The organism is Roseivirga spongicola, assembly GCF_001592965.1.
In the GTDB taxonomy this organism is placed as follows: Bacteria; Bacteroidota; Bacteroidia; order Cytophagales; family Cyclobacteriaceae; genus Roseivirga; species Roseivirga spongicola.
In genome coordinates, this window is record NZ_LRPC01000001.1 from 614,470 (window position 1) to 626,983 (window position 12,514).

The window sequence follows — 12,514 nt, forward strand, 5'->3', positions numbered from 1 at the left end:
TTAGTTGGTCTTAAGAATATTACAAGCATGTCCTAAAGACACTACTTCTATATCGTTAGTAATTTTATAATTGTCGTTTCCAGGGTATATAATGAGTTTCCGCTCTGCTTTTACATCTTCGGCACCAGAGTAAAAGCCCTTTTCAACTTTAGGAGTCAAACTCCTTTTTACTTCTATTGCCCAGACTTTGCTTGGATTGAATTCAATTACAAAATCTATTTCCGCACCGCCTGCAGCTCTATAGAAATAATACCTGGCATTATCGGGTAATGATTCGATTAAATTCTCAATCACAAATCCTTCCCAACTTGCGCCAAGAATGGGATTACTGAGAAGCATCTCCATGTTTTTGATTTGCAATAATGTATGCATAAGCCCCGAGTCCCTGATGTACACTTTAGCGCTTTTAACGAGCCTTTTACCTTCATTTTTATGCCAAGGAGGCAACCTTCGAACAAGTAATAGCTCTACAAGCAGGTCTATATAATTGGCTATCGTTTTTGAGTCAACTCCTAAGGACCGAGCAAGTTTCGATGCATTCACAATTCCGCTTTGCTCGTGAGCCAGCATTGTCCAAAATCGCCTAAGCGTTTCAGAAGAAATTCTTGCTCCAAGAAGGGGAATATCCCTTTCAATGTAAGTTCTGATAAAGTTTTCTCTCCATTTGAAACTAACGCTATCGCTACTGGCTAAAAAGCTATCAGGGAATCCTCCTCTCAACCAGAGTTTTTCCAAGTCAGTAGCTTTTATCTCAGTAAAACTTAGAGGATTTAAATTGGTATATCCAATTCTTCCAGCTAAGCTCTCTCCGCTTTGTTTCAAGAGATCTAATGAAGCAGACCCAAGTAAAAGATAAGATCCAGATTTATTCCCTTTCCTACGATTCTCATCGATTAGACCTCTCAGAATACTGAATAAGCCAGGAATTCGATGAATTTCATCTAGTATAACCAGTTTATCGGAATGTCTGGAAAGGTAGTCTTCTGGTTCCGAAAGCTTGGCGATGTCTCTGGGTGATTCTAGATCCAAATAGATGGAATCATATTCCTTTGTTATTTCAAAAGCCAAAGTAGTCTTCCCTACTTGCCGAGGACCAAGAATGGCTACTGCGGGGAAAATGGAGAGCAGTTCCTTTACATTCTGAAGTTCAGATCTCAAAACCATCCTTGCAAATTCGGAATACAATTCCAAATTTGCAAGGTTACTAGGCTTAGAAATAGGTAAAAAAAGAAGCCCGACTCTCCAGCCGGGCTTCCGTCCCGAAAAGGCTTCGGGACTCCTCAACACCAATCAACAACTCATATCTTTTTAGAGATTACTAAGTATTTAGATACCTTCCAGAAAGATTCTGGATCTGTAATCTCTAGTACTTGTTCTGCTTCACTATCACCAGGTAAAATCTGATAAGATCCCAGTGGATGGCTGCTCACTAAGCTTAATGAAGCGGCTTCAATTCTTAGCTTCTGAACATTTCTGCGATCTACCGTCATAAATGATTTCTCATCTGCTTCTTCTTGTAAAGCCACCCTTTTGCCGAAGATTCCGAGAAAGCCACCTTCTTTAGCTACTACTCCTTTAGACTGCAAGTCTTCAAAAGTTCCGATTGCCAGAAAGCTCTTGTTCAACTCGCTGTTTTGAGCGGTAAGCTGCTGAACCTTTAAGGCCTTTTCTTCCAAATCTGTCAGTTGTGCATTAATGGTCTGATTTAACGAGTCTTGCTGGCTAATCATCAAGGCTAGCGTTTCGTCTTTCTTACTTAACTCTGCTTTCAGCGTAGTGATAACTGTTGCTCTCTCATTCAATTCGGCCTGTAGGCCATTGATTCTCTTTTCGAATACGCCAAGCTTCAGATTGGCACTTTTCGCTTCATCTTCCAACTGCCTCAAATCTTGCTTACTGCGAAAAATTAAATCATCTATCATACTGATCTCCTTAAAAATTTTCTCATTGTTTCTTCGGTCAATTCGGTCGTTGCCTTGGTGTTGAATGAGGTTTTCTTTTTCAAGGATATCGCTTATCTGGCCTTCTACTTTATCGTAGAGTGTCAGCATGTCTTCAAATGCCGATTCTTTCTCAAACATTTGCGTTTCCAGTTCATTGTACTGGCTTGTGAGCACTTCTTTCTTCTTGGATACGGAAGATATTCCGAACCACATGGCAACGGTTAATGCAACTAGCAATACCATGCCTACTTTCATTGATTGTTTCATCTTACTTACGTTTATGGGTTGTTAAAAAATTCGACTCTATTCCCTTGCGGAAAAAGTGATGAAACTCTGGTTATTGGTTGGTTGGTGATTGTGGTTCGACCTTCGACACCTTTATAACGAAATACTTAGTTATTATTGTCCGATTTTGAAGAAAAAGCATAAAAAAAGTGGCGTTGAGGCCACTTTTCGTCTAGTTCAAACCTAAACCTAAACTCAAGGTTAGCGCTGAGTTTTTGGCGTCTTCGGTAGCCTGACCGGCAAAGGATCCGTCTTTACCAATCTCTCGCATACCATAGTTATATCTTAGTGAAATGTGCCCTCCTGAAAAGCCTAACCCTAGGCCTACTGCAGCACCATAATCTATTGTATTGAAGTCGTCTCTATCTAGTTCTGAAATCTGGTTGATGTTACCATCGCTGTCTACATCTTTAACGTTAGCGCCTAACAAGATGCCAATGTATGGACCAGCGTGAATATCTAACGGACCTGCTTTTAAAGAAAGCATGGCAGGTACTTTCAAGTAATTAAGGTTGAATCTGTATTTACCGCTGCCTTGTAAAAAGTTATTGTATTGAGCTGCAGCACCTTTTTGGCTGTAAAGAAGCTCAGTTCTTAAGCCAATTCCTTCTTCGGCACCCCATCGGTTATAGAGCCCTACGTTAATTCCAATTTTCGAATTTTCATCGTCTACATTATCAATGTAGAGGTTAGACATGTTAGCACCAATGATGAGTCCTCCTTGTGCTTGAGCTGTACCAACGGCTAGCATAAGCATTGGCAACACTAATAGAATTATTCTCTTCTTCATGATTATAAGGTTTAGTTATTGATTGGTGGTATGGCTCGCCCGAAGGCGGACCACACCGATTTATGTTTAGGATTATCCCTTGGTAGTGACCACGAGATAATTTGAAAGTTCCCAGAATTTTTTCGCGTCTAGCACCTTGATGTATTTTACCTCAGGGTCTAGCTCATCTTGAATTACGGTATAAGATTCTGCAGGGTGTTCGGTAACCAACTCAAATCTGTCTGCCTCAATTTTTAGCTCAGAAAACTCTCTAATATCGGTTTCTATAAAGTTCTCTGCCTGAGCGGAAGCTTTTAAATCAATGGTTCTACCAATCCACAAGAAACCACCTTCTTTATCTACCAAACCTTGCTCTTTAAGGTCTCTGTAGCTGCCAACAGCATAGTGCACCTTGTTAAGGTTATTGTTGTAATCAGTGAGTAAGTCAATTTCCTGTTCTTTCTCTGTAATAAGTTGTTTTTGACTTACAGTTTCAATTTTGATTGAATCGTACTTTACTGCAAAAACTTGTAGTTCCTGATTTTTATCGGCTAACTCTGCCTTCAGAGAAGTAATGGTTTTTCTCTGCTCATCTAAAGCAGCAGAAAGCTGATCTATGCGTGTTTTAAACGCACTGATTTCAATATTGCTCTCTTTCACTTCGGCTTTCAATCTTTGAATAGAAAGGTTAGACTCCTTTACTAGTTCATCGATTAGTTTAAGCTCAGTAACTAACTGGTCTTCGCTCTTGTTACCTTCGCTAGTTGCATTGATTGCTAAGTTCTCTCTCTCAGCAATTTCGGCCACTTGGCTTTCTGCTTGGTTGAGCATGGCAATTAATTTGTTATAGGTAGAATCTCTTTCGGCAAGTGCCTGCTCAATTCTTTCTATTTCATCAGATTGTTCTGCAATCTTCTGTTCGTCTTTCTGATTACAACTGCTTAGCACAACTGTTGCTCCAAGCATCAGCGCTACCGGCAGTTTTATTCGGTTTAAAGTTCTCTTTTTCATGATTTATGATTTATAGAGTGTCTTTTCTAAAAGAATACTTTTACTCCGAAGCCAGGGTCTATACCAAAGTATGCGTTACCTGTTGTTGCTACTTCGAAGAATGGTTTTATATCTAAGCTTAAAGCCAGAGGCGTATCAGGAATCATCATTTCTAATCCAAGAATGAAGTCTACACCCACACCAAACTCATCATCGTCATTGTCAAAGCGGTTTCTATCTACTCCTAAGTTAGAGTCTGACTGAAACACCACGTGACCACCAAACCCGTAGTACATGTCTACAATGTCTGTATCGAATGGTGAAGCATATTTTTCTGACAAACCAGTAATGCTAAAAGAGTTGTATCCGAACCCAAGAATGGCCTCGAAGGCGTTTCCTCGAGCGTTAAAGTGCTTGTAAGTGATACCTGTGGTACCAATGGCTCTTATACCCAAAGCATTGATGCCATAATTGTTGGCCACCTGAAGCATTGGGTCATGTACTCCTGTAGTATCGTTAACTGGAGTTCCGGTGCTAGCTTGCAATTTGTTTGCTGTACTCATCAGGGCAACTACCATGACGAATATTCCAAGTATTGTTATTGCTGATTTTTTCATTTTCTAAGGTTTTCGATTCTGATTGGCTTTAAATGCCAAAATGAAACCAGTTTGAAAACAATATGTAAATGACTGGTTTTCAGAAGAATAAATTCTTGAAAACCAAAAAAGCCTCTTTTTTTGAGAGGCTTTTTTTCAGATTGATAAGGTTTTTTACCGTTCTACATCTCCTTGAGCATTCGATATATAGTGGATTGTCCTATGTCTAGCTTTTGGGCTACCAGCTTAATGTCATCGTCATACGTTTTAAGATAATGCTTTACAATGCGCTGGTTATATTCCTTCAAAGTCATCTCTTCTCCAGAGAATTCGGCCACAATGTCTTTAGTACCAAAGGATATGTCATTGTCAGTGATAGTATCGCCTTCGCTCATCACTACAGCTAGTTCTACCACCGATTTTAGCTCTCTAATATTTCCAGGATAGCCGTAACCCATGAGCTTTTTACTAGCCTCTGAGCTGAGTTTTTTCGCAGGCATGCCATTCTCCTTACAGAATGAGCTTATAAAGTGCTTAGCTAGAAGTAAAATATCTTTGCCGCGCTCCCTCAGTGGCGGAAGCTCAATAGTAAGACCAAAGAGACGGAAGTAAAGGTCTTCTCTGAAGTTTCCTTCTTTTACCTCACTTAAAAGGTCTCGGTGAGTAGCGGCAACAATTCTACAATCTATCTTTATGTTCTCTTTTCCACCTACTCTTACTATTTCTTTCTCTTGAAGCGCACGGAGTATTTTGGCCTGAAGCGTCTTATCCATTTCTCCCATTTCATCTAAGAATAGGGTTCCGCCTTTGGCTTGTTCAAACTTACCAATGTGCCGACTGGCAGCTCCTGTAAAGGCTCCTTTCTCATGACCAAAAAGTTCGCTTTCTGCTAACTCCTTGGGTATGGCACTCATATTTACGGCCACAAAAGCATTGTCCTTTCTATTGGAGTTATAATGAATAGCCTTGGCCACCACTTCTTTACCAGTACCCGTTTCTCCGTTAATTATAACGGATATATTGGTGGTAGTGGCTTTCTTGATTAGGTGGAAGACTCGCTTTAACGGCTCACTTTGTCCTATTATGGAGTTTTGAAAGTCGTACTTTTCCTGAACCTCTGTCTGAAGCTCCTCAATTCTATCTTCTAGATCAGATCGCTCACGAATGTGTCTAATTACATTGTGTAGGCGCTCTTTGATGTCTTTGGTTTTAGTAATGTAATCGAAAGCACCAATTTTAAGCAGGTTTACTGCTGTTTCAATTTCGCTTTGGTCGCTAATTACAATTACCTTGGTATTAGGCGAAACACTCAATACTTTCTTGAGTAATTCTTCGCCATTGGTGTCAGGCAAGCGATAATCTAAAGTAAGCACCTGAGGCTTTTCTTTCTTAATGCCCTCTAACAACGAAGCCCCGTCTTCAAAGGCCTTAACATTGAAATCGGGGTTCAGCTCTAGGGTATATACTAAAAGTTTTCTATACCAATCGTCATCATCGACAACGAATATGGTGTAAGAATTACTGGTCATGTTCGTGAAAAATTAAAGGTTCTACAGTGGTCAATTATACCTTAGAGTCTAGGTCATCTTTTATTAAGGAGTAGATTTCTTCTACTTTATTTATTTGCCTGTCAATATCTTCAAAAGAAGATTTTTCGGCCATAGATTGAAGCTTCTCTATAGCTTCTACCAATACGTATGCGCTTAGGTGCCTAGCAGGAGGAAGCATTTTATGTGCCTCTTCTCTAATGCCAGTTCTAATTTCTAAATCGGTTGCCTTCCGTAAGTTCTTAAGGCTTTTTGTAGCACTCGTTTTAAACGTACTCACCATTTCATTTACAAAATCTTGGTCTCCTATAGATTTCAAAGTGTTTAAATCATATAGGTTTTCAGCATTTACCTTTTTTGATTTGTTGCCGTTGAGAATAGACTTATCTCTTCCTTCTGGATTGGTCAATGTTTCAATTACTTCTAAGAATTCTTGCTCATCGAATGGCTTTCTCATTATGTGGTTGAATCCAGATGTCTTACTCAGCTCTCTTTCATAGTTAGAAATAGTTGCGGTAAGTGCCATCATAGGACTCTTCTTGTTGACGGAACCATTGTTTCTGATTTTCTCTACAATTTCAAATCCACTGTAGCCCGGCATTTTTACATCGAGAATTGCAATATCGAACTTCTCATTCTTTAGTGCCTCAAGTGCTTGAGTACCATCATTAGCACTTATAAGCTCTACTTCATGGTGTTTGAAAACTGCTTCTAAAAGCTTTAGGTTGAAAGGCTCGTCATCTGCAATAAGGATTTTCAAGTCCGATAGTTTAATTTCCTCCTCAGGCTTATTGTTATCTACCGTCTTGTCTAGCTTACCAATTTGATATGGGATGTAAAGGGAAATTTCCGTACCCACACCTTCTTCACTTTCCATTTCTATGGTTCCTTTGTGCAGGTTAGTCAGCATATTGGTAATGGCTAAACCTAAGCCAGTACCTTGTCGTTGGTCAGAAGAGTTAGCCTGTTCAAACTCTTCAAAAATCTTCTTTTGCTTCTCTTTAGCTATTCCTAGACCCGTATCTTTTACTGCTAGTCTGAGCGTAACGTCTTTGCCAGATTTTTCGTGAATCGATGCACTCAGTGTAATAGAGCCTTCATCTGTATATTTTATGGCATTAGAGACAAGATTAGTCATCATTTGACGTAGCCTGTGCGGATCTCCATTTACATACTTAGGCACAGACTCAAACTCGGTTTTTAACTTAATGCCTTTAGCAGAAGCTTTATCTTCAAATATTCTTATCACCTCAAAAAGTGTAGACTTAACATCAAAGATTTCTTTCTCTAAAGTAACCTTATTGGCCTGAAGCTTAGATAGGTCCAGAATGTCGTTGAGTAAATGAATTAAGTGGTCAGAAGAATTCTTAACCACCTCTAGTTGATCTTTTTGCTCTGGAGACATGTCTGATTTAAGCAGCTGATTAGTGAAACCAGCTATGGCGTTCATAGGAGTTCTTATTTCATGACTCATATTGGCCAAAAATCTTTCTTTAGCATGAGCTAAATCTTCGGCATTCCTTTTAGCCGATCTTAAAGCGTTTTGATATTTCTTATTTCTAGCTAAATAATTGACTTGAGTGATTATGGTAATTACCAAGAGCAAGCTTGTAAGTGTGGAGAATACTACAATCTCTTGGTTAGTGTCTTTAGCCATTACCTCGGCCTTAGCAACTTTCTGGTTATCGTTATCTAACTCTATAAGCTGTAACTCATTTATTAAATAAACTATTTCATCTTGTAACTCTGCGGCCTCCTCGTTAAGGCTACTGAGTTTTCTTTTAATTTCTTTGTCTTGTTTCTCACTTGCAGTTCTAGCTTGTACAAGCTCGTCAAGTATTTCTTGACGAATTCGGCTAGATTCTTTTGGCACTTGCGTAGTATCCTTTTTCTTTCTGCTCAGCAACTTTCCAAAAAAGCCCTTTTTAGGTTCTTCTTCTATAGTATCTTCTTCAATGGTTTGAGGAATGCTTTCAATTTTTTCAGCCAGATCGTCTAGTGTGCTCTCTAGAATATCTGAATTAATAGCTCCTATTTGGGTTTGCACTTTAGCCCATTGATTCACCAATGATGAGAGTGAATCATATAGATTCTTTACTCTTTCATCTTCAATGTTCTGCTTTAGAGAATCTATAAGGAAAAGACTCTCGTCTAGGGCATTGTTGAAGGACTTTAGAAGTCCTGGCTTTGGGTCTGTTCTGTAAGTGTCAATATCTTTCTCCATTTCATCTATGTAGAAGGACACTTCATTGAGCACAATGAGGTTGTAGTTTGGCTGAGCGCTCTCGCCCAGTTCATCTACCATCTGATCTAGTTTGGAGTATGCTTTGTACCCCATGATCATGATAATAATAGTGGTTATGGGCAGAGCCAAATTAATCGTCCAAGCGAGTGTCCTTCTGTTAATAATATTCATGAGGTTAAAATTGATGGTAGTGGTTACTTTAAAAAATTGACACTTACACCAAAATTAACCGTGAAACCTGTACGATTGTTATTTTGATCTTAAAAAAAGCTCTGTCATTTAAGACAGAGCTTTCAATTTATGTTTGGTATTAGAAGATATCGATCAAAAGATTCAAGGTAGTTCTTGCCTCTACATTGAATACAGACATCAATTCTCCTCCAATTTCTACTTGTACTTTTGTAGCAGCTTCAAAGTTAGTTTCGTTGCTTAAAGTTTCTTCGTCATACTCTGCAACTACAATTTCATACTCACCTTCTGGCATGAAAGCCAAAGTAAAGTTACCTGTAGAAGTAGCTACTGCACTGTTGATAGACCCTTCAAATCTTGAACTTCCATCAGCTGGTTCGCCTGCTTCAGAATCATCATATGTTCCTTTTAGGTAAGCATAAACAACTACCTTATCTGCATCTGAATAGTCACTCATATCTACATTACCCTGAATAGATCCAGCTTCTGCTTTAGATACAAGTCTTGCAGTTGGTCTAAGGTTAAATTCACCATTACCTTTCTTCACAAGAGCTTTTCTCAAGTCAACGTCAAGAACTACTTCAGACATTCCGTTAGCTAACACCTCAAAGTCACCCATGATTTTATAACCAGAAGATGAACCACTAGGTACTTTTATTTCTTGAGTGGTGTTGTCAGTGAACTCTACCCATGCCTGAGCATTACTAGTAAGCATCAATCTAATCTCGTCATAAGTACCAGCGTCTACTGTAGCTTCACCTAATAATTTGGTTTGACCATTTTGGTAAGCCATTAGGTTAAACTCTTCAGGCTGATCGAAAGTAATAGTGTTTTTTACTTCGCCATTGGCAATAACTTGTACTTCTTCAACAGATAGATACACTCCAGAAATATTCTGAGCATCTACTGCTGCATCGGTTGCTTCTACACGAACAGATCCTTGTCCGTCCATTTCGTTATCGTTGTCATCACAGCTAGTAAAAATCAGACCAGTGGTTACCACTAGCGCTGCCATTAATGTTTTTAAATTTTTCATTGTTATGGAATTTAGTTTTCAAATTGTTGTGCCACTATTTATCCCAAACTAGTGCCATTGAATTAAAAAACTGAAAACCAATGTTTTACAAGTAAGCAGAGTTGTATTTTTCTATCATTGAGAGAATTTCTCTTTCATTTTGAAAACAATTACCTGCCATGGCGAACAAGCTTTAGGAGTTGTAAGAATTGAAGCCCACATCATTCGTAAGGCGAAGGGATTTTCCTATTTTTGACGATCAGACTAATACTTAATTTTCATTTTTCGGTTCATGGCAAAAGCTAAATCTCCCAGCGAAACTCCATTGATGAAACAGTACAATGCCATTAAGGCAAAGTACCCTGGCGCTCTCTTACTTTTCAGAGTAGGCGATTTCTATGAAACCTTTGGAGAAGATGCCATTAAGGCGAGTAAAGTTTTAGACATTGTTCTTACAAAAAGAGCCAATGGAGCTGCTAGCCATATAGAACTCGCAGGTTTTCCGCACCATTCTTTAGATTCTTACTTACCCAAATTAGTCAGGGCTGGCAATCGGGTAGCCATTTGCGATCAGCTGGAAGACCCAAAATCTGTAAAAGGCATTGTAAAGAGAGGCGTAACCGAATTGGTAACTCCTGGACTTTCATATAATGATAATGTGCTTGAGCAGAAGAGCAATAACTATCTCTGCTCATTATTCTTTGGCAAAGATACCGTTGGAGTAGCCTTTTTAGACCTTTCTACTGGGGAGTTTTTAGCCGCAGAGGGGAGCCCTAATTACATAGACAAATTAATTCAGGGGTTGAACCCTTCAGAATTCATCTTCTCAAAAGCACAGCGCAATGCTTTCGAACAGCATTTTAGAGACAACTTCAATACTTACCACATAGACGACTGGGTGTATGCCTATGATTTTGCCTATGAAAAGTTGACCAACCATTTTTCTACCTCTTCCCTTAAAGGTTTTGGAGTAGAAGACATGAAGTTGGCTATAGTAGCGGCTGGTGGTGTGCTCCATTATTTAGAAGACACTGAGCACAAAGAGCTAGACCATATTTCTACAATTAGCCGTCTGGAAGAAGATAAATATGTTTGGCTAGATAAATTCACCATCAGAAACCTTGAGCTAATTCATCCACAGCACCAAGGAGGAGTTCCGCTCATAGAGGTGCTAGACCATACGCTTACACCAATGGGCTCTAGACTAATGAAGCGTTGGATGGTGCTTCCACTTAAAGAGCTGAACAGAATTGAAGACAGACTATCTGTTGTAGATGCTTTTTATGAAAACCCTGAGTTAAGAGACCAGGTGGCAGAACATTTAGAGCAGATAAATGATTTAGAGCGATTAATTTCTAAAGTGGCCGTTGGCCGAATAAACCCTAAAGAGCTATTGCAGCTTAGAAGGTCTTTAGAGAACATTGGCCCCGTAAAAGCCTATTTAGCCAACACCAATGTAAAAGCACTAGCCCACCTAGCCGATCAATTAGACACTTGCGAAAAACTGGTTGAAAGGATTAACACTGAGCTTAAGGATGATGCTCCAATGCACGCTAACCAAGGTGGCATTATAAAAGAAGGAGTAGATGAGGAGCTAGATGAATTGAGAGGAATTGCCTTTAGCGGCAAAGACTACCTCATCCAGATTCAGCAAAGAGAAATCAAAAACACTGGTATTACTTCGCTTAAAATTGCCTACAACAAAGTATTTGGCTATTACCTAGAGGTAAGCAACACGCATAAGGACAAGGTGCCTGAAAACTGGATTCGCAAGCAAACCTTAGTGAATGCCGAACGCTACATTACCGAAGAGCTCAAAACATACGAGGAGAAAATTATTGGTGCAGAAGATCAGTATAAGGTAATTGAGTACAGGCTTTTTCAAGAGTTAGTGGCATACTCTACTGATTACGTATCTAAAATTCAGCAGAACGCCAGATACATTGCCATGGTAGATTGCCTCATTTCTTTCGCTTTGGTGGCTAAGCAAAATAATTACTGCCGACCTCAGATGAGTGATAAAATGGTAGTAGACATTCATGAAGGTCGCCACCCTGTTATTGAACAGCAATTGCCAGTTGGTGAATCTTACGTACCTAATGATGTTTCGCTAGACGATCACAACCATCAAATACTCATTATTACAGGACCAAACATGGCCGGTAAGTCGGCCTTGCTTAGGCAGACTGCTCTCATTGTACTAATGGCACAAATGGGAAGCTATGTACCTGCCTCTAAAGCCAATTTGGGCATAACTGATAAGGTTTTCACCAGGGTTGGAGCAAGCGACAACCTGTCTAAGGGCGAATCTACCTTTATGGTAGAAATGACTGAAACCGCCAGCATTCTTAACAATCTATCGAACAGGTCGCTAGTTTTGATGGACGAGATTGGTCGTGGAACCAGTACTTACGATGGTATTTCCATTGCTTGGTCTATTGTAGAGTACCTACACAATCATGAGAAGTTCAAGCCTAAAACCCTTTTTGCTACGCATTATCATGAGTTGAATCAGCTGGAAGAAGATTTTCCTGCAATTAAAAACTACAACGTTTCCGTTAAGGAAGTGGCCGACAAAGTCATTTTTATGCGGAAGCTAAAGAAGGGAGGAAGTGAGCATAGTTTTGGTATTCATGTGGCGCAAATGGCCGGAATGCCAAATCAGGTGGTCATTCGCGCAGCAGAAATAATGCAGCACTTAGAGAAAGATAAGATTCGGAACAATGAAAGCGAGAAGATGAAATCTATCCCTAAAAACAATTATCAGATGACTCTTTTCGAAGCCGATCCAACTTTTAAAGAAATAAAAGAGCTTCTAGAGTCGCTAGATATTAATACTATTTCGCCTGTAGAAGCACTTTTGAAGCTGAATGAGATCAAAGGGAAATTAAAAAAGTAATTTTTTTTCGATCAGCCGTTGCAAATTCAAACCCCT

9 protein-coding genes are annotated in these 12,514 nt (G+C 39.4%); 1 reads left to right on the top strand and 8 read right to left on the bottom strand.

Going from position 1 to position 12,514, the window contains the following annotated elements; all coding sequences use genetic code 11:
• The 8 genes from AWW68_RS02805 to AWW68_RS02840 form a co-directional block, all read right to left on the bottom strand.
• Window positions 1-1,164 (bottom strand): ATP-binding protein, encoded by a 1,164-nt coding sequence (locus tag AWW68_RS02805; protein WP_068216356.1) that lies wholly within the window; start codon window positions 1,162-1,164, stop codon window positions 1-3.
• Between the two features lie 134 nt (window positions 1,165-1,298).
• A complete protein-coding gene (locus AWW68_RS02810; protein ID WP_157717501.1) occupies window positions 1,299-2,210 on the bottom strand; it encodes a Cbp1 family collagen-binding glycoprotein adhesin in 912 nt (303 codons plus the stop codon).
• Between the two features lie 190 nt (window positions 2,211-2,400).
• Window positions 2,401-3,018, bottom strand: a complete 618-nt coding sequence (locus AWW68_RS02815; RefSeq protein ID WP_068216359.1) for a porin family protein — start codon at window positions 3,016-3,018, stop codon at window positions 2,401-2,403.
• A gap of 72 nt (window positions 3,019-3,090) precedes the next feature.
• Window positions 3,091-4,008 (bottom strand): Cbp1 family collagen-binding glycoprotein adhesin, encoded by a 918-nt coding sequence (locus AWW68_RS02820; protein ID WP_068216361.1) that lies wholly within the window; start codon window positions 4,006-4,008, stop codon window positions 3,091-3,093.
• A gap of 26 nt (window positions 4,009-4,034) precedes the next feature.
• Window positions 4,035-4,604: a hypothetical protein gene (locus tag AWW68_RS02825; protein WP_068216364.1), complete on the bottom strand. Its 570-nt coding sequence runs from the start codon at window positions 4,602-4,604 to the stop codon at window positions 4,035-4,037.
• Window positions 4,605-4,765: 161 nt separating this feature from the next.
• Entirely contained in the window at window positions 4,766-6,112 is a 1,347-nt protein-coding gene (locus tag AWW68_RS02830) for a sigma-54-dependent transcriptional regulator (RefSeq protein ID WP_068216366.1), read from the bottom strand.
• 34 nt (window positions 6,113-6,146) lie between these two features.
• A complete protein-coding gene (locus AWW68_RS02835; protein ID WP_084375552.1) occupies window positions 6,147-8,546 on the bottom strand; it encodes a hybrid sensor histidine kinase/response regulator in 2,400 nt (799 codons plus the stop codon).
• Window positions 8,547-8,685: 139 nt separating this feature from the next.
• Window positions 8,686-9,600 carry a DUF4382 domain-containing protein gene (locus AWW68_RS02840; RefSeq protein ID WP_068216370.1) on the bottom strand — a complete coding sequence of 305 codons (915 nt, stop codon included), beginning with the start codon at window positions 9,598-9,600 and terminating at the stop codon, window positions 8,686-8,688.
• A gap of 271 nt (window positions 9,601-9,871) precedes the next feature.
• Between AWW68_RS02840 and mutS the strand changes: the two genes are divergently transcribed.
• Entirely contained in the window at window positions 9,872-12,478 is a 2,607-nt protein-coding gene (mutS, locus tag AWW68_RS02845; RefSeq protein ID WP_068216372.1) for a DNA mismatch repair protein MutS, read from the top strand.
• Window positions 12,479-12,514: the final 36 nt, after the last annotated feature.

What these genes read in the sequence shown, in the direction of transcription:
- mutS (WP_068216372.1), top strand. Translation starts at nt 9,872, where the DNA reads ATGGCAAAAGCTAAATCTCCCAGCGAAACTCCATTGATGAAACAGTAC.
- AWW68_RS02825 (WP_068216364.1), bottom strand. Translation starts at nt 4,604, where the DNA reads ATGAAAAAATCAGCAATAACAATACTTGGAATATTCGTCATGGTAGTT.
- AWW68_RS02805 (WP_068216356.1), bottom strand. Translation starts at nt 1,164, where the DNA reads ATGGTTTTGAGATCTGAACTTCAGAATGTAAAGGAACTGCTCTCCATT.
- AWW68_RS02835 (WP_084375552.1), bottom strand. Translation starts at nt 8,546, where the DNA reads ATGAATATTATTAACAGAAGGACACTCGCTTGGACGATTAATTTGGCT.
- AWW68_RS02820 (WP_068216361.1), bottom strand. Translation starts at nt 4,008, where the DNA reads ATGAAAAAGAGAACTTTAAACCGAATAAAACTGCCGGTAGCGCTGATG.
- AWW68_RS02810 (WP_157717501.1), bottom strand. Translation starts at nt 2,210, where the DNA reads ATGAAACAATCAATGAAAGTAGGCATGGTATTGCTAGTTGCATTAACC.
- AWW68_RS02830 (WP_068216366.1), bottom strand. Translation starts at nt 6,112, where the DNA reads ATGACCAGTAATTCTTACACCATATTCGTTGTCGATGATGACGATTGG.
- AWW68_RS02840 (WP_068216370.1), bottom strand. Translation starts at nt 9,600, where the DNA reads ATGAAAAATTTAAAAACATTAATGGCAGCGCTAGTGGTAACCACTGGT.
- AWW68_RS02815 (WP_068216359.1), bottom strand. Translation starts at nt 3,018, where the DNA reads ATGAAGAAGAGAATAATTCTATTAGTGTTGCCAATGCTTATGCTAGCC.